20 protein-coding genes are annotated in these 21,504 nt (G+C 58.4%); 9 read left to right on the top strand and 11 right to left on the bottom strand.

Annotated elements, in window-relative coordinates; genetic code table 11:
- Positions 1–149 precede the first annotated feature (149 nt).
- The 6 genes from D4A39_RS00790 (at position 150) to D4A39_RS00770 (ending at position 6,298) form a co-directional block, all read left to right on the top strand.
- On the top strand, positions 150–1,178 hold the full coding sequence (locus D4A39_RS00790; RefSeq protein WP_022985090.1) for a hypothetical protein: 1,029 nt from the start codon (positions 150–152) through the stop codon (positions 1,176–1,178).
- A 70-nt stretch (positions 1,179–1,248) separates the two neighbouring features.
- A complete protein-coding gene (locus D4A39_RS00785; protein ID WP_119917329.1) occupies positions 1,249–2,262 on the top strand; it encodes a putative solute-binding protein in 1,014 nt (337 codons plus the stop codon).
- Positions 2,263–2,455: 193 nt separating this feature from the next.
- Positions 2,456–4,786 (top strand): TRAP transporter large permease subunit, encoded by a 2,331-nt coding sequence (locus D4A39_RS00780; RefSeq protein WP_119917328.1) that lies wholly within the window; start codon positions 2,456–2,458, stop codon positions 4,784–4,786.
- Between the two features lie 267 nt (positions 4,787–5,053).
- Positions 5,054–5,206 carry a hypothetical protein gene (locus D4A39_RS17725; RefSeq protein ID WP_022986392.1) on the top strand — a complete coding sequence of 51 codons (153 nt, stop codon included), beginning with the start codon at positions 5,054–5,056 and terminating at the stop codon, positions 5,204–5,206.
- Positions 5,207–5,211: 5 nt separating this feature from the next.
- Positions 5,212–5,574 carry a PilZ domain-containing protein gene (locus D4A39_RS00775; protein ID WP_031226927.1) on the top strand — a complete coding sequence of 121 codons (363 nt, stop codon included), beginning with the start codon at positions 5,212–5,214 and terminating at the stop codon, positions 5,572–5,574.
- Complete coding sequence (locus D4A39_RS00770) at positions 5,567–6,298, top strand: class I SAM-dependent methyltransferase (RefSeq protein ID WP_022986394.1); 732 nt, start codon at positions 5,567–5,569, stop codon at positions 6,296–6,298. Before D4A39_RS00775 ends, D4A39_RS00770 begins: the two co-directional genes overlap by 8 nt.
- 292 nt (positions 6,299–6,590) lie before the next feature.
- Here D4A39_RS00770 and D4A39_RS00765 read toward each other — a convergent pair whose 3' ends face one another.
- Genes D4A39_RS00765 through rnd form a run of 5 tightly spaced genes read right to left on the bottom strand, consistent with a single transcriptional unit; the run spans position 6,591 to position 9,226 of the window.
- Positions 6,591–7,034 (bottom strand): HIT family protein, encoded by a 444-nt coding sequence (locus tag D4A39_RS00765; protein WP_022983843.1) that lies wholly within the window; start codon positions 7,032–7,034, stop codon positions 6,591–6,593.
- A gap of 2 nt (positions 7,035–7,036) precedes the next feature.
- Entirely contained in the window at positions 7,037–7,372 is a 336-nt protein-coding gene (locus tag D4A39_RS00760; protein ID WP_022983844.1) for a hypothetical protein, read from the bottom strand.
- A 30-nt stretch (positions 7,373–7,402) separates the two neighbouring features.
- Positions 7,403–7,855, bottom strand: a complete 453-nt coding sequence (locus D4A39_RS00755; RefSeq protein WP_022983845.1) for a YcgN family cysteine cluster protein — start codon at positions 7,853–7,855, stop codon at positions 7,403–7,405.
- On the bottom strand, positions 7,848–8,153 hold the full coding sequence (locus tag D4A39_RS00750; protein ID WP_022983846.1) for a YcgL domain-containing protein: 306 nt from the start codon (positions 8,151–8,153) through the stop codon (positions 7,848–7,850). Before D4A39_RS00750 ends, D4A39_RS00755 begins: the two co-directional genes overlap by 8 nt.
- Positions 8,153–9,226, bottom strand: a complete 1,074-nt coding sequence (gene rnd / locus D4A39_RS00745) for a ribonuclease D (protein ID WP_022983847.1) — start codon at positions 9,224–9,226, stop codon at positions 8,153–8,155. Before rnd ends, D4A39_RS00750 begins: the two co-directional genes overlap by 1 nt.
- Positions 9,227–9,338: 112 nt before the next feature.
- Between rnd and gpmA the strand changes: the two genes are divergently transcribed.
- Positions 9,339–10,085 carry a 2,3-diphosphoglycerate-dependent phosphoglycerate mutase gene (gpmA, locus tag D4A39_RS00740; protein ID WP_022983848.1) on the top strand — a complete coding sequence of 249 codons (747 nt, stop codon included), beginning with the start codon at positions 9,339–9,341 and terminating at the stop codon, positions 10,083–10,085.
- A 140-nt stretch (positions 10,086–10,225) separates the two neighbouring features.
- Here the strand turns inward: gpmA and D4A39_RS00735 are convergent, their stop codons facing one another.
- The 6 genes from D4A39_RS00735 to D4A39_RS00710 are packed head-to-tail and all read right to left on the bottom strand — an operon-like array spanning position 10,226 to position 19,122.
- Positions 10,226–13,510, bottom strand: a complete 3,285-nt coding sequence (locus D4A39_RS00735; protein WP_022983849.1) for an efflux RND transporter permease subunit — start codon at positions 13,508–13,510, stop codon at positions 10,226–10,228.
- On the bottom strand, positions 13,507–14,664 hold the full coding sequence (locus tag D4A39_RS00730) for an efflux RND transporter periplasmic adaptor subunit (RefSeq protein WP_022983850.1): 1,158 nt from the start codon (positions 14,662–14,664) through the stop codon (positions 13,507–13,509). The genes D4A39_RS00735 and D4A39_RS00730 overlap by 4 nt, the downstream gene beginning before the upstream one ends.
- Entirely contained in the window at positions 14,661–15,617 is a 957-nt protein-coding gene (locus D4A39_RS00725) for a hypothetical protein (RefSeq protein ID WP_119917327.1), read from the bottom strand. Before D4A39_RS00725 ends, D4A39_RS00730 begins: the two co-directional genes overlap by 4 nt.
- Positions 15,614–16,708 carry a GNAT family N-acetyltransferase gene (locus D4A39_RS00720; RefSeq protein ID WP_119917326.1) on the bottom strand — a complete coding sequence of 365 codons (1,095 nt, stop codon included), beginning with the start codon at positions 16,706–16,708 and terminating at the stop codon, positions 15,614–15,616. Before D4A39_RS00720 ends, D4A39_RS00725 begins: the two co-directional genes overlap by 4 nt.
- Positions 16,708–18,330, bottom strand: coding sequence for a GH3 family acyl-acid amido synthetase (locus D4A39_RS00715; protein ID WP_119917325.1), 1,623 nt, complete (start codon positions 18,328–18,330; stop codon positions 16,708–16,710). The genes D4A39_RS00720 and D4A39_RS00715 overlap by 1 nt, the downstream gene beginning before the upstream one ends.
- A gap of 15 nt (positions 18,331–18,345) precedes the next feature.
- On the bottom strand, positions 18,346–19,122 hold the full coding sequence (locus D4A39_RS00710; protein WP_233552376.1) for a hypothetical protein: 777 nt from the start codon (positions 19,120–19,122) through the stop codon (positions 18,346–18,348).
- A 224-nt stretch (positions 19,123–19,346) separates the two neighbouring features.
- On the opposite strand from D4A39_RS00710, the gene D4A39_RS00705 reads away from it, so the two are divergent.
- Entirely contained in the window at positions 19,347–20,360 is a 1,014-nt protein-coding gene (locus tag D4A39_RS00705; RefSeq protein WP_031225781.1) for a helix-turn-helix domain-containing protein, read from the top strand.
- 139 nt (positions 20,361–20,499) lie between these two features.
- Entirely contained in the window at positions 20,500–21,489 is a 990-nt protein-coding gene (locus tag D4A39_RS00700; RefSeq protein WP_119917323.1) for a putative solute-binding protein, read from the top strand.
- Positions 21,490–21,504 lie beyond the last annotated feature (15 nt).

Below are 21,504 nucleotides of genomic sequence, written 5' to 3'. Positions count from 1 at the left end.
TGCGCTTAAACATAACTGCCACGCATGATATAGCAAATTTATGGTTTGTAATTGCTTGCAGGTTTTTTTGTAATTGCCGCTTGTGCCAATTCGCGGACTTTCGTACCTTTGACCGCGCTATTTCGAGAACAATAACAAGGAGCTGCCGAATGGGTTCTCTTTCCATGAAAAAAATGCTACGACACTCACGTCTAGCCCTGGTAGGGGGCGCCATCCTGGCTCTGCAAGGCTGTGGCGTCATCTACAAAAGCACTGGTGACATTCTGATCAGTTTTGGTCGTTCAGAAATGCTGCCCTACATGATGACTTACAACGACGTGCGCATGGCCTGTGTGACGGGCGAAGCACAAACCCCCCTGCTGATGTCCTTCGAACGGGTGGGCTCCCACCCGGAAAAACTGGGCGCGATGGTCTTCACCACTGCGGCCACCTGCGCCGAGCAGATCGCCCTGGATTCTGAACTCCGTTACATGCGTGCAGTCAAAGATGGACGCGTGAACGAAGCTCAGGATGCTCGCATTGAGCAGAAACGCTGGTCTGCCGTTGCCGCCCAACGTCAGTACACCGCTTACCAAAACATGATGGAAGCGTTTGGCGAGCAGAAAGAGGGTGAATGCCCGAAACTGAAAAGCGACTTCGATGAGATGGTCTGGCTGGTGGGCAATATCTCTGGTGTGCAATCGCTGCTCAACGACGGTAACGCGGATGGTGCCGTAGGTATCCCGCGCGATATCGCCGCCAAGGTAGAACGCAACATGAAGTGCCTGGACAACGACCAGTGGTGGGGCGTGCCCCGTGGTGTCCGTGCTGCGGTATGGAACCTGCTGCCCATGTTGGCTCCGCCGAACGCAGATGCCTGGGCAGAACTGGAAGCCTCTGCCAAAAAGGGTTTCGACAGCGGCATTCGTCTGGGCAGCGCCCTCTATGCCATGAGCGCGTTCAGCAAGGGTGACGATGAGCGCTTGCGCAAGGCGATTCGTGACTACGCTGCCAACGACCAGAACCTGGATGCAGACTACGCCATGCTGGATGCCATCGCGGGTTTCATCATCACCGGTATTTCCGACCGCGAATGGACCGAAAACACCGGCAAGCGTACCCCGATTGGAGGTCTTGGGACTTTCTGGGATGACGCCGCCAAGTCCGGACCCGCCGTCGACATTAACGATTTGCTGTAAGTATTTTGACTTTTTGCGGCCTTCGGGCCGCTTTTGATTATTTTAATAAGTAGTAACCAGGAGACCGAGCATGCGCTATTTCAAGGCGTTGGCCACCGCCGCAACTGCGGCGCTGGCTCTGAGTATTTCCCCGGCCCAGGCCGCCGAAAAACGCACCATGTGTGTGTTTGACATCATCGGCGCCAACGGCGACATCTATAACATTATGAAGGACTACAAGACTGCCGCCCTGGGTTGGGGCGTGGATCTTGAGCTCAAGCCCTACACCGATGAAAAAATCGCCTCTGAAGACCTGAAAGCCGGCCAATGCGACGCCGCCGTGCTGACCGGTATTCGTGGCCGCCAGTTCAATAACTACACGGGCAGCATGGATTCCATCGGCGCTATCCCCAGCTATGACGCCATGAAGACCGTGATCACCGTATTGGCCAGCGGCAATGCCGCCATCAACCAGCATCTGGTTTCCGGCCCGTACGAAGTGGGCGGTGTGGCCCCCATGGGGGCGGCCTACCTGTTCGTTAAAGACCGTACCATCGACACTGTCGGGGAACTGTCGGGCAAGTCCATCGCCGTACTGGAATATGATACCGCTCAGGCCAGCATGGCATCGCGCGTGGGCATGTCTCCGGTAATGTCAGACATCACCAACTTCTCCGGCCGCTTCAATAACGGCTCCGTGGACATCTGCTTTGCCCCCATTGCGGCTTATTCCGCACTGGAACTCTACAAGGGCATGCAGCCCAGCGGCGGTATCGTGGACTACGTGCTGGGTCAGCTCACCGCCCAGGTGATTGTTCGCAAGGACAAGTTCCCTGACGGTTTCGCCCAACAGTCCCGAAAGTACATGCTTGGCCAGTTTGACCGTGCCATGCGGGTGATCGAGAACGCCAACTCGGAAGTAGACAAAAAATGGTGGATTCGTATCCCTGAGGCGGACAAGCTGAAGTATGACCAAATGATGCGTGAAGCACGAATTGCTCTGACCAATGACGGCGTATACAGCAAGGACATGATGACCCTGCTGCGCAAGGTCCGTTGTAAGGAAGAGCCATCCAGAGCGGAATGCGTCAACCCCGTGGAATAACCACAGGGCATGAGCGAGCGGGGCCAGACTGGCCCCGCTTTCCCATTCAACCTCAACGTTGACCTTCCTTGCCAATGCGGTGGCGAGACAAGGTGTTTACACTGCCTGATTCGGGATTTCCCTTGGGACCGTACGCATCATACGCGGCGTCGGATGCCCCAACCTTGGCGGTATAACAATAACCGGGTGCACAATGGATAAACCTTCTAGTATGACTGTAGCCAACCGCTCCGTCGGTGAATGGCTATCCTCTCTCCCCACCCTGATTCTCCTGTTGCTGACGATTTTTCTGGCATCAGGTGAAGTCATCCACTCCCAGCTGCTGAAAATCGGTGAGAACACCTGGGAGGGCTACTTCAAACTACGTTCAGCCGGGCTGGTCGGTGAACCCACTTGTAACCCGGACCCGAATCTGGATCTTGAACTGCAGAAGGCGGTACAGCAGAAAAAGGCCCAGATGGCGGATGATCCCCTGGCTGGCATTTTCGGCACCGATGTGGACGAAGGCGCCCTGCGTCAGTCCCTGGAAGCCTCCCGCCAGATCTGCCGCGACAAATGGGCCGACTACAAAATGGTCCAGGAGCAGGTTACCCCCGGGGTGATTGCGTTCCGTAACATCGAGGGCGGCGTGGCCAAGGTAGTAACCAGCCTCGGCCACTACAAACGCCTGCTGCTCTGTCTGCTGGTGATTATCTGTGCGGCGACGGCCACCCTGACCCGCCACCATATTTCCCTGCGCCCACCACGCACCCGCAAGGACCACCTGGTAGCCACTGGGGGCCAGCTTGCCGCCAACGTAATGCTGCTGATGTCTGCCTGGATTTATCGCGGCGAAGAAGTCAGCGCCATGGCGGACGGGGTACAGGTCAACCACTTCTACCTGCATCAATTCTGGATTGCTGGCTTCATCATCTTGTCCCTGGCTGCACTGTACCAGCTGGTGCGTCCGCCCAAGGATCTTGAAGAAGGCGGCACCTGGGGCAAAGCCCTGCTGACCATCCCGCTGTACAGCTTCATGTGTCTTACCGCTGGCGCCCAATTTGTTAGCCAGGGTTACTACCACGGTATCAGCGTGTACCTGGGCATGATGATGGAGCTGTCTACCCTGTTCCTGAGCCTGGCCCTGTATATCTGGATCGGTATGATGCTGCGCCAGACCAAGATGGCCCATCTGGTCTTTGATGTGCTGCGTCCGTGGAAAATGTCCCCGGAACTGATGTGCTTTGTGGTACTGGCCGTGGCGGCCGTTCCTACCGCCTACACTGGTGCTTCCGGCATCTTCGTTATTGCCGCCGGTGCCACCATCTACAACGAGCTGGTACGTGCTGGCGCCCGCAAGCAATTGGCCCTGGCCGCCACCGCCATGTCCGGCTCCATGGGTGTGGTGCTGCGCCCCTGTCTGCTGGTGGTTATCATCGCCGCCCTGAACAACAGCGTGACCACCGACGAACTGTTCACCTCCGGCCTGAAGATCTTCTTCCTGTCGCTGGGTCTGTTCTTCCTGTACAGCCAGTTTGCCCGCACCGCGCCGGCGCGAATTGCCCCGTTCTCTGAAGCAGTGCCGGCCAGCATCAAGCGACTGGTACCACTGCTGCCCTACGTGATCATCATGGGCACGGTGATTGTGGTGTTCCGCGATCTGCTGGATACCCACCTGAACGAGAACTACGCCCCCATCATCCTGCCGGTGATGCTGCTGTCTATTCTCGCCTACGAGAAACTCAGCGAAAAAACGCTGCACGTCTTTACCCTGATCCTGGTACCTCTGATTGTTTACTCCTGCTACAACCTGTGGGTAATCAACGGTGCGCTGAACGCGGGTCACATTCCTACCGGCACCTCCGAGGCCGAGCTGCAAGGCGTGATGTGGGGACTGTTCTGGCGAAATGCAGTGCTGATTGCAGCACTGGTGATCCACTACCTGGTCAAGACTCCGGATATGGATCCGCACTACCAGCCGGAGCCTGGCGTAGGCGAAAAACTGGAAACCTCTCTGCGATTTGCGACCAATGAAACGACCGGCCACATTGGTGCCCTGCTGATGCTGATGGCACTGTCGGTCAGCGTGGGGGGTATCATCGAGCGTTCCGGGTTGATGGAAATGCTGCCTGAAACCTTCCCGAACATCTGGGTTGCCATGACGCTGCTGGTCGTCACAATGGTCATTATCGGCATGATCATGGACCCCTATGGGGCGGTCATCCTGGTGAACGCCACGATTGCCCAGATCGCCTTTGATAACGGCATTGCACCATTGCACTTCTGGATGATCACGCTGGTGGCCTTCGAGCTGGGGTATCTGTCCCCGCCCGTAGCGTTGAATCACTTGTTAACCCGGCAGGTGGTCGGCGACGAGGAAGTGGAATCTGCCAAGGTTCACGGTGGCAGCTTCTACCGTCGCTATGAGAAATACATTCTGCCCATTGCCGTGATGCTGACCGCTCTGCTGATGGTGTCGTACTTGCCGTTGCTGTCCGACTCCCTGCATGAGTACTTGTTCCAGAAAATCCAGGTAGGCGGCTGATCCACCAGCTGACAATCTGTGACAACGAAGGGGCCGCAAGGCCCCTTTTTTGTGCTCCATCGCAGAGCACAAGGATAAGCGACAGGATCGGACGTCCAAGACCTCGACACACGCTTGTCAGCCCCGTGGCAAACTGCATTGCCCTGACCAGTTAACCCCGGTTCACGAAACATGACAAAAGGGTGTGAACCCGTTTTGTCACACCGGTTTCCTAATCCGGTGGAATAGCGGATACTGTGGCTACTGGCTATTTCAGGGAGCTGGCTGATGAGTGAACACCCACAATCCCAATCACCCCGCGAGACAGAACCACTGCCCACCACGGTCAAACCGGCACTGCGTTTTCTGCTGTTCCTCGCTGGCGTGGTCGGGTTCATTGCCCTGTCTGCCTATGCGGTTGACCGGATGATCTACGGGTAACGCGCATGGCTACCGCAATGGAAAACCGGCGCCACCCCCGCATTCACCGGGAAGAAAGCCTTTCGCTCACCCTGCTTCCCAGCGGCTCGCTCTCTGTCAGCCCGGATGACCGCCTATACCTGACCAGCCACGACGTCTCGCTGGCAGGCATCAGCGTGGAACTCCCCGCCCCCATCAAGCCCAATACCGATGTAGAGCTGTGGGTTGCCCTGCTGGAAGAGCATGGCACCTACCATCTGTACGGCACCATTGCCTGGTGTGCCGCACCGGAAGGCCAGCTGTTGGCCGGCATTGCACTGGATCTGGAGCGTGCCGACGGCCGTTTGTGGGCGGCTCACTTCGACAACGACGGTTTCTTCAATGACTGATCCCCTGTTTCAACGGGGAATCCAGTATCAGCAATACCGCCCGACCTATCCGCCTTCGCTGTTTCAATGGCTGGCTAACTGCTGCCGTGATGCCTCGCAGGCGCGAGCGCTGGACTTGGGCTGTGGGACAGGACAGGCTGCCCGGGCACTTGAGCCCCACTTCAAACGGGTGATTGGCGCCGATATCAGTCTGAAACAACTGCAGGCGGCCCCTGCATCGAAAACGCACTTTCTGGCCTGCCAGGCCCATCAACTGCCTCTGGCCGCCAACTCTGTGGCGCTGATTACGGTGGCTCAGGCATTTCACTGGTTTGAACAGGAAGGTTTCTTCACAGAGGCGGAACGCTGCCTGCGCCCCGGCGGGGTGCTTGCTCTAATCAGCTATGGGCTCTGCGAGGTCGAGGGGCTGGGAGCACTGATCCGTGACTTTCACGACAGTCTGCTGGCACGCTGGTGGCCTGCCGAACGAACCCGGGTGGTGAGCGGTTATGCCGGCACAGAGCACCACTGGCCAGCCCTGCCCTTCCCTGACGACGCCATTACACGACAATGGTCCGCCACGGACATGCTCGGCTATCTGGATACCTGGTCAGCCTTGGTAAATGCCCGCAAGGCGGGAGAAGACCCGCTTGGGGAATTCCGGGAAACACTGCTCACGGCATGGGGCGAGCAGCAACGTACCGTACGCTGGCCGTTGAGGGTGAAGGCCTGGCGTAAGCCATAGCGCATCAAGGTGTCTCCGAATAACGCCTTGCATGCTCAGTCTTCCAGGCTGATTTACCCCCTCTAGGGCCAAAAGGTAAAGAGGGGCGCACTTTTGAAGGCATGCTGGTTGCCTGTCGAGAAAGTGCAACAACGAGTGTGGATCCGCCTGGAAGACCCGAAGGGCGTGGCCTGGAGCGCACATCTGCCGCGCCTTGCCTCTAGGAAAGGGAGCCACCCTTACCGTCGAGACAAGACACAACATCTGCACGCTCCAGGCCACGCTCAGCGTGCAAGGCGTTATTCGGAGACACCTAGGGAAAATGCTCTGCCAGCAGGCCAGCCAAGCGATCCAGTTTCTGGCGACGTTTGGCCATGCCGAAAATATTGACCAGCCGGGTGGCCCAGGTGAATGCCGTTGCCAGAGTATCCCCACCCCGCCGGGGTATCACATGCAGATGCACATGGGGAACATGCTGATTGGCTTCCCGGCCATCATTGATGACCAGATTATGGGCCCGCACGGGCAAGCCAGCGCGTTTCTGGGCGCGAATCGTGCGCCGCGCCAGATCCATCAGATGGTAAGACATGGCGTCATCGAGCTGCTCTACCAGTGGCGCATGGGTCTTTGGAATCACCAGACAGTGCCCTTCGCGAACCGGAAACAGATCCAGAATGACCATCGCCTGCTCATCCTCATAGACTACGCTGGCCGGAAGCTTGCCAGCCTGGATCTGACAGAACACACAGTCTTTCATGACTACTGCACCGCAATCTTGCGTCGCTGACGCCAGACTTCCAGGCACGCCACCACCAGCGCCACGGCAAGCATGCCGAGCAAAGGACCGCCCGCGCGCCACAGGCTGATATCTTCCTGGGCGAGACCATCAAACAGGCTGACAACCCAGGCCGGCGCCCATTCATCGTGCTCAGGCGACACAGACCAGGGCGTCACCAGCAAGGCCGCCAGCACGATGCGTAACGGCACCTTGGCCCACACGGCTAACGGGCGGGTCAACCACCACCAGACAAACAGAACACCGGCACAGCCAAGAAGGTAGGCAAACCAGCCCCACAGATATGCATTCGTTGTCACAACGACTCCTGACGACTTTCGGGCAGCACGTTAGTCTACCCAGTGAATAATATGGTCTTCCCAATTGTCTTCGGGTACAAGCTGCTCAGACACTACCTTGCCGGCCACGCTGATCCCTGCCTTGGCGACACTGGCGCGATCACCACTCAGTAGCGGATGCCATTCTGCCAGAGGCTGGCCCAGGGCGCGCAAGCGATAGGCACAGGTTGACGGCAACCAGTCCGTATTGCGGGCAATGTTTTCGGTAACCCGGATACAGTCTGGCACCTTGCTGAAACGGTTGCTGTAAACCCGGCACTGGCATCGTCCGGCATCGAGATACCGGCACGCCAGATTGGTGAACACCAGCTCTTCGGTGTCTTCATCCTGCAATTTGACCAGACAGCACCGCCCGCAACCGTCGCACAGGGCTTCCCACTCCGGCGCCGACAGCTCCGCCAGAGGCAATTCCCAGAAACGGTCACGCAACCCGGCGTCAGGCATCCAGCCCCCGGGGCCGATCCGGGTGCCCCTCGGCCAGATACAGGTCTTCATCTGGCGGCGGAGGCATTTGCAGGTAAAAGCCCTGCTCGCGGATCTTGTCCATCACCTGTTGCACATCAGCACGGGCCAGCGGCCGGTCCGGGGAGAGAATCATGTCGTTAACATGGATCGGCGCACCAAACTGCTGCAGCAGTACTTCCGGCAGATCCTTGAGACCTTTCTGGCGGTCGACAAACAGGTACATCCCGGTCTTCTTGCGGGTCTTGTAGATCGAGCAAAACAACTTGCCCTGCAACATCAGAGTAACTCCAGCAACGGCTTGGTAATAATGTCCTCGCGCCAGCCCGTGAGGGGCTCCGGGACGCGCTCCGGGTGACGGATCAGTGCCTCCAGCCATCGTCGGCGCATCAACACATCCGGCTTCAGCCCCACCTGTTCGGCCACCTGCCCCACTTTGCCACGCAGGGTCTTGGCCAGCTTTTTCTCGCGGGCATCCGGCGGCCCGGGCAGCGGTGGGGGCGGCGTCACGGTGCGCCCCTCTTCCAGCAGGGCCAGCAGGGCTTCGCCATCCCGGCGGATGCATTTCGGGTGCAGCCCCACGTCCGCCAGCATCCCCCGGTCGGTGCGATTGGCACGGGCCAGCTCCAATAGCTGGGCATCCTTGATCACGAAGCTCTTGGGCAGGTTGCGCTCGCGGGCCATGCGGTTTCGCCACGGCGCCAGTACTGACAGGGCCGCCCGGGCATGATCCGGCAATAACGCCGCCCCTTTGACACTGCGCCAGGCTTTTTCCGGCTTTTCTTCCTTGCTGGCCTGCGCCAGCAGGCGATCGCACTCTTCCTGCCACCAGGGCAACCGGCCCAGTTCTGCAAGGCGATCATGCAACTGAGCCGCCACCTCCGGCAGGTATTTCACATCATCTTCTGCGTAATGCAGTTGTTCGTCGCTCAGGGGGCGCTTCAGCCAGTTGGTACGGGTGGCGCCTTTCGGCAGCTCAACCCCCATCAGCATCTGGACAATCTTCTGATAGCCCAGCTGCATGTCCTCACCACCAAGGGCTGCAGCGATCTGGGTATCTTCAATGCGGGCGGGATAATGGCCGGTAAAGGCCGCCACCGCCTCCAGATCTTCCGAGCAGGCATGCATCACCAGCGTGTGCGCCTGGAACAATGGTGACAGCGCCTCGGCACTGACCCGGGTGGTATCAATGAGACGGATGCTCTGCCCGTCATGCACCTGAACCAGTGCCAACTGGGGCCAGTAAGTCCGCTCACGCATGAATTCGGTGTCCAGATACACCGGGCTGCCCGGGGCCAGATCGGCCAGCCAGGAGCGAATTGCGTCGTCTGTGTCACACCAGAGATAAGCCATGAAACCGCCTGAAACTGAATTCGCGACGATTATACGACCTGTGGAACTCAATTTCCCGGCGGTTTTCTGCTACGCTTTGCGCCGCACTGAAAACCCGCACAGGAATGACCGAATGAGCACGAAACTGGTACTGGTCCGCCATGGCCAGAGCGTTTGGAACAAGGAAAACCGCTTTACCGGCTGGAAAGACGTGGATCTGACCGAGCAAGGCCGTGAGGAAGCCCGTACCGCTGGCGAGCTGCTGAAGGAAGCCGGCTTCGAATTCGACGTCGCCTACACCTCCGTGCTCAAGCGCGCTATCCGCACACTGTGGACCATCATGGACACCATGGACCAGATGTGGATCCCGGTCATCCGTGACTACCGCCTCAACGAGCGTCACTACGGCGCCCTGCAGGGCCTGAACAAGGCGGAAACCGCGGCCAAGTACGGTGATGACCAGGTGCATATCTGGCGTCGCAGCTACGACACCCCGCCGCCGAAGATGGAGCGTGATGACGAGCGTTACGCTGGCAACTTCCGTGTCTATCAAGGCCTCAACGAAGAGCAGATTCCGTTGTCCGAAAGCCTCAAGGACACCGTCGACCGCTTCGTGCCCTACTTCGAAAGTGAGATCAAACCGCAAATCGAAGCGGGCAAGCAGGTACTGATCTGCGCCCACGGCAACAGCCTGCGCGCATTGGTGAAGTATCTCGGCGACATCTCCGACGAGGAAATCGTCAAGCTCAACATCCCTACCGGGGTACCCATGGTCTACGAGCTGGACGACAACCTGAAAGCCGTGAAGAACTACTACCTGGGCGACGCCGAGGCAGTGGCAGCAGCGGCGGAAGCAGTTGCCAACCAGGGCAAGGCATAACAGTTAGCATTGCCTCATCGCAAAAAGCCCGCCCCGGGAAGCCGGGGCGGGCTTTTTTGTGGACATCTATCCCTGGCTACCCGAAACGCATTTCACGTTGCGAAAAATAGCCCAATCCGGCTTTCCGCCACAGAACCGCCTCAAGTCTGCCCGTGCTGAGGCGTCTCGCTTTCACTTCCGTGATCCTGATGTCCGGCCTCCCAGGCAGAACGCAGCACCGGGTCATGATAGGGATTACTGGCGCCCCACCAGGCGGTGAGCTGCCCCCGTTCATAGGCCACCTCCACCGTATCCGCTTCCGATGCCACCGGAGCCTGCCAGCGTGCCATCCAGCGACGCACGGCCACGCGCGCATCATGGCCAATCACTAACAGGCACGGGACCAGCAACAGGCTGACCAGCGTGGCGAACAGCACGCCAAATGCCAACGCCACTGCCATGGGGATCAGAAAGCGGGCCTGCACACTGGTTTCCAGCATCAGTGGCGCGACACCGGCAAACGTGGTGATGGACGTCAACATCACCGGCCGTAAACGGCCACTGACGCCTTCCACCACCGCATCACGCAGTCCCTTGCCCTTTGCCTTGAGCTCATTAATGGCATCAATCAGCACGAGATTGTCGTTGACCACGACCCCGCTCACCGCAATCACGCCCACCAGCGACCACAGGGTAAGGCTGTAACCCAGCAGAAAATGCCCCAGGAAAGCCCCGACCATGCCAAACGGAATCGCTGCCATCACCAGCAGGGGCTGGCCGTAACCGCCAAACAGCACGGTCAGGAGAAAGAAAATCGCCGCCAGGGCAATGACATAACTGATCGACAAATGGTCCAGAAAATCTTTCACCGCCGCCTGTTTGCCTGCCACGGTCCAACCCGCCGCACTGTCGTTAGCCATCATCGGGTCGAGCAAGTTGCCTCTCAGGCGTTGCATGACCAACGCCGGAGAGGTGGTGTGCTCATCGACAAACGCACTGACAGTGGCACTGCGGCGCCCATCGTAGTGACTGATCATGGCCGGCGCCTGACGACGGGACAGGTCTGCCACAGCAGCCAACACCGTCATATCGCCACCGGGCATCTGCACCGGCAGTTTTTCCAGGTCCACCAGATGGCGGCTGTCTGGCTGGGCAAGCCTCAACATGACCGGGACTTCCTGATCCTGTTCAAACCAGCGATCCAGCTCAATCCCGTGAAAGGCATTACGCACCTGCTTGCCGACTTCTTCTGCACGCAAGCCGGCCTGCTTTCCTGCCTCGTTCAGAGAAATATCCACGATAGTGCGCTTGGCATGAAGGTTATTGGCGACCTCGTGCACCCCCTCCATACGGGCCAGCGCCAGCGCCGCCTGTTCACTCATTTGCTGGAGGGTGGCCAGATCCGGATGGAACAGATTGATATGGATATCCGGTTTGACCTGCATCAGGCTGGCATGGAATTTCACCGACAAGGCATCCGGTATCGCCCCATGGGCATCACGCCATCGGGCGGCCAGTTCCCGCGGCGTCAGCGCGCCAGTATCCCCGCTGATTGCCAGGGTGACCCTGACCCGAAAACGGGCGCCAGGATCACGGGCATTGGACGTTTTCTGGCGTACCCCCTGCTCGGCGAACACCGCATCTATGCTCACCGGAGCACTGGCGTCGTTCAGCCCCTTCCCCAGTTCACGGGCCGAAGATTCCAGCGACTGCACTTCACGAAACAGACGGGCATCGCCGGTGCCTTGCGGAAACACCACTTCGGCCATGACCCGATCACCTTCCACTCGCGAGAACAGCACCATGGTAAGCCAACCGCTGTTCACCAACGCGCAGCAAAACAGGAACAGCCCAACAAACACCACCACCAACACATAGCGCCAATGCAGCGCTTGTCGCAGCAATGGACGAGCACGGACATCCAGCCACCGTTCCAGGCCAGCATTGATACGGTTAGCCAGTACCTCCGACTTCAACCAGATCCCCCGGGGAGCGCGGCTATGACTAAGGTGCGCCGGCAAAATCCATAGCGATTCCACCAGTGACAACACCAGAATGGCAATGGAGACCACCGGGATCACCCGCATCAAGGCCCCTTCCGGCCCGGGCAGGAACAACAAAGGAGCAAAGGCAAACAAGGTCGTCAGCACGGCAAACAACAGCGGTTTGGCCACGCGCTGCGCCCCGCTGATGGCGGCCTGGGAAGGCGTCATCCCCTGGCGCCGCTGATGGTCAATGCTTTCACCGACAATCACCGCGTCATCCACCACGATGCCGAGCACCAGAATAAAAGCGAACAGGGAAATCGTGTTGAAAGATTCCCCCAATAACGGCAACAGGGCACAGGCCCCGAGCATACAAACCGGGATGCCCAATGCCACCCAACCTGCCAGCCTCAGGGTCAGGAAAATTGCCAGCACGACCGTTAGCAACACCAACCCTTGCAGAGCATTGCGCCACAACAGATTGGAGCGCTCCTGGAATTGACGGGCATCGTCACTCCAGATTCTTACGCTGACCCCCTGGGGCAAGTCCGTGTCATGCATCCACTGCTTCACGGCATCGGCCACCGCAAGCACATTCTGGTCGCCAACCCGGTACACATCCAGAGCTACCGCTGGCTGGCCGTCCAGCCATGCCGCCTGGTTATCCCTCGAGAAACCGTCTTCCACATGGGCGACTTGCCCCAGCCGCAACAAATCCCCCTGATCCGACTGGCGAATCACCAAGGCTTCGTAGGCCTGGGCATCGCCCGGCTGTTGTCCAGTCTGTAGCAGCCAGTCGCCACGCTCGCTACGTAGCAACCCTCCCGCCACCCTCTGGACATTCTGCGACGCCGCCACGGCCATCCCTTCCAGGGTCAACTGATAGCGATAGAGATCATCACGAGAGACCTGCAAGGCCATTTCCCGTTCGGGAAGGTTCTCGATATCCACACTGGAAATCGCGTCATGGTTGAGCAATTGGCGCCGGGCCTGCTGGGCCAGCTGATAAATATCCTTGCGTGACAACGAGCCACTCATCAGCAACCGCACCACCCGGTTGCGCACGATCAGTTCCTGGACACGCGGGCGGTCGGCTCCTTGCGGTAAGCTATCCAGCCCTTCCAGACGGGTGCGAATCTGCTCCAGTACCGTGCGAGTGTCGTGGCCCTCCAACACATCCAGTTGCACGGAGCACAAGCCTTCGCGGGATTCACTGATCAGATCGGTGCCGCCCTCCACATCATCAATGGCGGTTTCCACTGGGGTACAAACGAGAGCTTCCACATTTTCAGGCGTGGCCTGGGGCCAGGCCACGTAAATGCCAATGCGATCCAGCGGGACGTTAGGGAGGGTCTCCTGACGGGTGTGGGGGATGGCTAACACCCCCGCCAGCAGCAGGGTCATCATCAACAGGTTGGCGACCGCCCCATTATTGGCAAACCATGCGATCGCGCGGTTCATTGACGCGTCCCATCCACCGTGGCCAGACCCGCCGGCGGTGGATTGGGATGAATACGCATCCCTTCGAGAAGTTGCAGATCGCCCGCCAGTACCGCCTGAGTGTCGGTCGTCACACCATCATGAACATAGAGGCTCTCGTTATCGTAGTGCAGGATCGCCACAGACTGGCGCCGCAGACGCTTCTCGTCATCCAGTACCCAGATACTGTCTTCACCGGCCTGGGCAGACCGTGGCAGCACGGCCACCGCCGCGGTAGGCGCGCCTCGCAACTCTGCCTGCACCAGCACCCCGGGCTCCAACGGCAGATCCTGTTCAAAATTTGCCACCTGGACGATCAGGTGCATCATTTGATTGCGGTTTAGCCCGCCTTCCCGGCGTACCACCTTGCCCTCCCAATGCCCCTGACGGCCGGCAAATCGTCCACTCAACCGGGCGCTCACCGTATCCAGACTGGCATCATCTCCGGGCACAATGCCCAGCAACGCCAGCCAGTCATCGCGCACCGGCAAGCGCACCTCCACGAGATCTTCCTGATACAGCTGCCCCAGTACCGCCCCTGCTTGCAGGTGCTGCCCGGGCATTACCTGAACCCCTTTCAGGCGACCACTGATCGACGCCACCAGTTCGGTCTGTTCGAGTTGACGCTGGGCCTGACGCAGCCCTGCCTTCGCGGCAGCCAACCGGCTACGGGCTTCATCCATCTGCGGCTCGAAGCGACCCAGCGCCGAGGAACGACTGGAGCCCCCCGCCACCCGGGCGCGAGCCTTGGTCTCTGCCACGTGCAAGCGTGCGGCATGGACGGCATTCTGCTGGGAAACCACTTCCAGTTCGAAAGGCTCAGGATCCAGACGAAGCAACACATCACCCGCCATGACCCGACCGCCATCTGCAAACGCCGGGGACACCTCTTCGACTCGTCCGGAGACTTCCAGACTCAGCGGCAATTCATGTCGCGCCCGCACCATGCCTTGTGTGTGCACGGGGATCACCACGTCGCTCCACTTCACCGACCAGGTATCCAGCGAGAGCACATTGTCTTGCTGCCGGATATCCGGCTGGGCGGGTGGCACCATGTACAACGACACCACCGCAAGAACCATGACCCCGGCAGCCACCAGGGCGACCAGCGTTCGCAAACTGAAAGGTACTTTCATGCATCAGCTCCCAGCCAGTTGATCCAGCGTTGCAGGCACTGTTCGGCCTGGGCATGGCCAGCGCCCAGAGAAGGATGAAGTTTCAGTGCCAGACTCATGCAACCGTTAACCACGGTCACACCATTGGCGACGGGGTGGTTGGGACTACCCGGGCCACAGCAGGCAAACACGGTATCCGGTGCCATGCCTGCCGACATAAAATCCATTTGCCATTCGCCCAGACTGGAAAACGATCCACAATGCTGCGGACCGTTCAGCAATCTGCTGCACACCCAGTTCACTCCGCGCTGACCGATCCAGCGCCCAATACGGGCCAGATGCCAGTAGCGCCAGTGCACGTTGGCTTTCAGGTTCTGGCGTATGGTGCGGTCGATGCGCGAAGGGGTGTCGTTTTCGTCCACGGTTAAATAGAACGCGCTGGAGAGATTCATTTCCTGACGGGGCACAGTGACCGCATTGCGCATGTTCACCGGAAAGCACCAACTGCCAGGCTGCCCTTTCACCAGCAAGGTATCGGAGACTGCACGGTGAAGCGCCAGCAACAGCAAGCTGTTTACCGACACCTTCTGTTGATGCGCACGTTGGTACAGTGCCCGGGTCTGCTGCGGGTTAAGCCACTTCACCAACGGCGCATTATTCTCGCCATCAGCCACCCCGAAACGCCGCCATTGCAGCTCGGCAGGCTCACGGGATTCAGCCGGTGACTGCCAGCGCTGCCAGAAGGGCGGCGCCTTGCGCCGCTTTCCTGAGGGCACCATGGGCATTCGCATGCCGACCTCCCGGGCCGCCACCAGAATCCCCGCCACGCCATCATAGTCACGATGTCGCAGGGCCACGGTTCGCCGTTGCCCGGAAGCCGGATCGATGAAGATGAACTCGATGCGGTCATCCACGCCCAGACGCGCCCGGGCGCGATACCACATCCCGATGTAATCGGTTGCTGCAGCACTCACAGTCGCGCCACCTCGACATACCAGGGGCGGTCACTGTCCAGTTGCTCACGGGGGTCGCCATCAAAGCTCACCAGAAAATGTTCGCTGAGCAACAATCGCCGGCGGTAACGCGCCGGGACCTTCGCCAACGGATCATTGGCAAAAAAACCGCACACCAGGGCATCAAAACGGCCATGGAAAAAACTCACTGCATGATCGAGTAACAACCGCAACAGTTCCGGGTCATCGTTCTCGACGACCAGACTGTGCAGCGTCAGGTAAGACAGCACGCCACCGGGCGCAGGCAAACGCATACCGCCACGCAACATACTGTGCGAGTTATACAAATGACGCATTAGCCCCATGCCTTTGGCATAACCCAGTACACGGGTCTGCTTGATGGCTTTCTGGTCCCAGAAACCCAACAAGCCTTTCAATTCCCCCTTGACCCACAAGCCGAGGAAATTGCCAGGGCCCATGCCGTAAAAGTAGTCATCACCACGCACCCGCTGGACATCCCAGTACGGGAAGAACTGTTTTTGCCGGCCCTGACGATTCAGCAGTGTCGCCATCTCAGGCAAATCCACTTCGTTGGTCTGGCGAAGAGTGATATCCGCTGGTAAGCGGGCTTTGCGGGCGCGGGTATACAGCATGCTGGTTTCAATGGTGCCGGCCGGGTAATACACCGGTAGGCCGGCTCGCCCACTGGCGACAGTGGACAGGGACGCCTGGTTATCGTGAAGTACGGTGGTCTGCATCCACTCTCCTTCAGCAAGCTGTTTGCGCAGTTGCCGAAACAGGCGATGCAAAATCATGCCATTCCGGTATTCCGGATCGATACGCAGATCGTGGGCATAGCGCACCCGGCGAACCTCGCCATTGATCCACAGGCTCCGCCAACCCACGTTATAAACAGCACTGACCTTGCCGCGGGCATCGCGGGGTTCGGCCACCCACACATCCGGCTGTTCACAGGTGACTTTGGCGCCACGAAAATAATCCGGCTGCCGCTCAAAATTCAGGGTAACTGCGCCTTGCTGGGGCGTGCCTTGCAGCAGGGAGAGAATCGCTTCATTGTCCGCGGCGCAGGCAGGACGAATCTGGTAGCTCATCAGACAGTCTCCTGCTCAGCACCGGATTCACTCGCTGCCCGTGCCAGCCACAAAGGCAAGGCGCCAGGCCAGTGCTGCAGGGACTCCATCTTGATATTGCCCTCGATCATGCCCCGTTGCCGACACTGATGCAGATAACGCTCGCGCATGTTGGCGTGCACGATGCAGCGCACCGGCGCCAGTTGTCCGAGGTTACGGGCCAGCTGGTAATGGAAGTGCTCCTGAAGCGCGGCATCCAGTTGACGCGCCAGCGTCGGGCCATCACAGCCATACCCCTCGAGCAGCAGCAAGTAGCCTGGCTTACCCTCACCGGCATCTTCCACACCCACGGTACACACCGGGGTCGCCGTCGGCGGCAGCGCAAGACCGGCAATGGCTGATTCCACCACCGGAGCCGTCAGCTTCTCTCCTACCAGGTCGGTTGTGCCCGCCCGTCCAAGGAAGGTCAGCACCGGTACGCCCTGGCTCAACGCCTCCACCTTGACCAGGTCTTTCAGCCGATAACGCAACAACCCGCTACCCGTGCTCAGCAGCGGCATCACCTGCTGACCTGGCTCCAGCTCCCAGGGCGCATAAATACAGCCATCCTCCGGGTCCTGGAATTCGTACACATGGCTTCGATAAGCCAGTGTGTGCTGGCCCTGATAAGGAATCGTCACCACCCCTTCGGTGGCCCACAAGCCCTTGCCCTGAAACGCCGCCTGAGGAAGGAGCCCGTGAAGCTGCCTGGCCCAGGGCGCAGAAGCCGCCGTGTCCCAGGCACTGACCAACGCCAGTCGCGGCCATAGCGCCATGAAAAAGTCAGCCCCAAGGCGGCCATCCCATTGCCTCAGCAAACTGGCTGCTCGGTGAGAAACCGGACACCCGGCCCCCTCCACGCCCAGCATGCGAGTGCCCCACTTCCCGGTGGCAAGCACCTCGGCCAGCTCCTCACGCCACTGGGCCATGGCCTTGAGCATGCCCAGACCAAAAGTCGGGCTCCAGATAGACATCATGGACAGCGACTCATCTGCCGCCAGATAAGCCAGTGTCGAGAACAACGAATCGTCAGAGGTGCGCGCCAGCGATACCTCTTGCGGTACCGACTGCGTTGCCCCTGCCAGCAGACGTTTGCCCAGCGACATCAACTGCAGGTCATCATTGATCTCATCACTCATGGACTCGCGCAGTGCCGTGGGCACCCAGGACATGGACCAATAATGGCGGCCACGCTTGAGACCCGGAAACTGACGATAGAGGTCTACCACCCATGGACTGATGGCGTTGTCCAGTTCTGCCAGGAACTGGCGGGTGTAGGGCACCCATTTGATGGCTGAGGTGGAGCCGCTGGTAGGCTGATAACGACTGACCGGCGAGGCCGTGAGCCCTGGCCCACCCTGTAGACGGCTATGCTCGATAGCCTCACGCCAATGGTCGTAATCGGTTACAGGCTGACGGGCAGCAAACTGCTCCCAGCTCATATCCGCCTGCAACGCTCCATCGGCGTGACGCGCAGAAGCACAAACCTGTTTCAGCAGTGCTGCCAGATTATGGCGTTGCACCTGTTCCATGTTTTCACGGGAATGGGCGAAACGCCGCTCGCCGGGCCAGGTGGCCAGCTTGAGCAGTTGATGTCCGAGCATGGGAGCCCCCGTTTTTTAATTATTGGCCGGGACCGCAGAGATCGTTTCGCTGGTTTTGCGGCGCAGTTTTTTCCACAACGTAAACGGGTAATGCAAAATCAGGGAATAGCTGACTTCACCGATACAAGGCAACTCCGTTCCCCGTTCCCAGGTCGGGTTACGCTGCTCAAAAAAATTGATTTTTACGTTGCGCTGGCGCATGTCATCGGTGATCCCTGCCACGTCGGATTTGAGGTGGGTGTAGCCATCACCAAAATCGAGAATTTTCTTTTCGGCTCGATAATAATCGCTAAAAAGGCGCTCACAATAATTATCCACCAACCCTTCCAGTTTCTCGCAGTGACGCTCCGGACTTGGATAATAGTTGTGGAAATTATTTGCCATCAGCAAATAGGTTTTGTATCCCTTGGAAATCAGCAACCAGAACAACGGTTGAAAAGGATGGCGAAGTTTTTCGCGAATCATGCGGAAGAAAAAGGCAACATGCAGCGCCTTGTTACCCCAGTATTCCTTTTCGAGAATCGTGTCACCACTGAACACCCCCTTCACCACGCGGTTGCCCGCTTTCATGTGCAAGGTCTTCATGGTCGAAAAACCTACCACGCGCTTGGTAGAGCGATCTTCCACCAAAAACACGCCATTTTTTTCTCCCAAATCCTGGCAAAACAGTTCCAAGCTTATATTTTCGTAGTACCCAGAATATATCTCATACATTCTTCTCACTACTGGAACTGATACTTTAGAAATAGGTACATAACGTGCCTTAAGACAAGCAGCCTTTTCCCTTTTCATTTTCTCGCTCCATGTTTATTTTTATGCGATAAAAGCGGCCGACATCATGGCCATCTATGGTCAATGGCTTAATAGTTAAAGCGGCCAGTTTTTTGTTAAAAAAGGCAAACCTCCTTTTTGCTTTTTGTTAAAATCGACATAGTGAGACCCGGTTCTCACCTATAACAACAACAGGTTCCAGGGAGTCTCCACAAAACTCCCAGGTAAAAAAGTCGGGTAAAAAAATGAAGAACAATGGAATGGCTCTCGACGTTCCGCTGATTTCCGTTCGTTATGCCCGCCGGTATTTACGGTTTGTCCAGAAACGCGGAATTAATGGAACGATCGTGCTCGAAAATGCCGGAATTGAGTCCGCCATCCTTGAAAACCCTGATGCCTACCTTTCGGTTAAACAGATTTGTCAGTTACTGGGTCAGGGCGAAAAACTGCTGGATGATGTGACCTCCAGCTTTCGCTTTGGACAGGAACTGGATTTGCAAGGACACGGCCTGTTCGGTTTTGCCTTGCTCGGCCAGCAGGATTTTCGCAAGCTGGTGAACATGGTAGTGCAATACCTGCGTGTATCCCTGCCCTTGATGGACATGGAAATCCACTGCTCCGGGGACCTGATTTCCATCCGTCTGCACGACAACTGGGATTTCGGAGAGCTCAAACCCACCATCGCCAATATCTATATGGGCAGCATCCATGCCCTTGCGTCATTGGTATGCCGCCGCTTCACTTTCGAGTTCGACTTCCCGTGCCCGGGCAAATCCCTAGGCTGGCAGCAACTGGCCAACGATGTGGCTGTGCGCTTCAACTGTCCGGCCAACCGTGTACTGATGCCCCTGTCCGGTCGCCAGATCCGCGACGACGATGCCAGCGTCGCAGGCTACCTGGCTGCCGCCCGCTCCCGGGAAGACCTCGAAAAAACCGACAGCCTGCGCGTTGCCACTCTGGTACGTCAGGAAATCATGCGTGAGCCCGGTCGCAACAGCAGCCTGGAACGTATCGCCCAGAAACTGGGAATGAGTCCCCGCTCTGTCCGCCGACACCTGGGGCTCGCCGATCAGGCCTTCAGCGCCATACGTAATGAAGTTCGCGAGACCTTTGCCACTCGCTATCTGGAAGAAACCGACATGCCGCTGGAAAAAATTGCCGAGCACCTTGGCTACAGCGACCAGGCCAGTTTCAGTAAAGCCTACCGGAGCTGGACGGGCCATACCCCCGGCGAAATACGCAGGTCAAGGCGTAGCTGAAAGGTTCCCTGACCGGATTGACCCAAATGCTCCATAATCTGACGCAAGGGGTTTTTCCTTTCCTTCTGCTAATCTCTAGTATCGAAACCAGCCGCTGCGCATCAGCAGACATACCAGTAATAACAAGCAGGAAATACTGATGAAGAAACTGTTCACCTCCCTTGTGGCCGCCTGTGCCCTGACACTGCCTTTCTCCGCCCAGGCCGCCACCAAGACCAAGATCTGTGTTTTCGATATCGTCGGCAATGTGGGGCCCATGATGGGTGCCATGAAAGACTGGCAGGCCGCCGCTCTGGGCTGGGGCCTGGAAGCCGAACTGATTCCTTACACCAATGAAGCTATCGCCGCCGAAGACCTGAAGGCGGGGGTATGTGAAGCCGCTCTGATCACCGGTATCCGCGGCCGCGGTTTCAACAAGTTTTCCGGTACAGTGGACTCCATCGGCGCCATCCCGACCATGGATCACATGCGTCTGGTGTTGCAGGTGCTGTCTCACCCGCAAAGCGCCGGCAAACTCTCACAGGGCTCCTATCAGGTGATGGGTATCGCCCCGGCAGGTGCAGCCTATGTCTTCGTTAACGACAAGGAAGTGAATACCCTGGCCAAGGCAGCGGGCAAGCGCGTAGCGGTACTCGAATATGACGAAACCCAGGCCAAGCTGGTCTCACAGGTGGGCGCGACCCCGGTGGCATCGGACATCACCAACTTCTCCACCAAGTTCAACAATGGCGTGGTCGACGTAATCGCAGCACCGCTGGCGGCCTACGAGGCACTGGAGTTGTACAAGGGGCTGTCTCCGGATGGCGGTATCATTAACTACCCGCTGGTTCAGCTCACCATCCAGCTGATTGCCAAGAAAGAGGCCTTCCCGGCAGAAACTGCCCAGAAATCCCGCGAGTATTTCTACAACAACCTGGACCGCATCCTGGATCAGCTGAAGAAAGAAGAATCCAAGGTCGATCAGCGCTGGTGGGTAGAGATTCCGGATGCCGACAAACAGGAATACGAAGTGCTGATGCAGGAAGCCCGCGACCAGCTGCGTACCGAAGGCTACTATGACCCGACCATGCTCGACATGCTGCGCAAGGTTCGCTGCAAGCTGGATCAGAGCCGTGCCGAGTGTACCTGAGAAGGCCAGTTGAAA

The sequence above is a fragment of the Alcanivorax profundi genome, from assembly GCF_003597125.1.
In the GTDB taxonomy this organism is placed as follows: domain Bacteria; phylum Pseudomonadota; class Gammaproteobacteria; order Pseudomonadales; family Alcanivoracaceae; genus Alcanivorax; species Alcanivorax profundi.
Note: the sequence above shows the minus strand (reverse complement) of the source record. Positions and strands in the feature narration are given on the sequence as shown.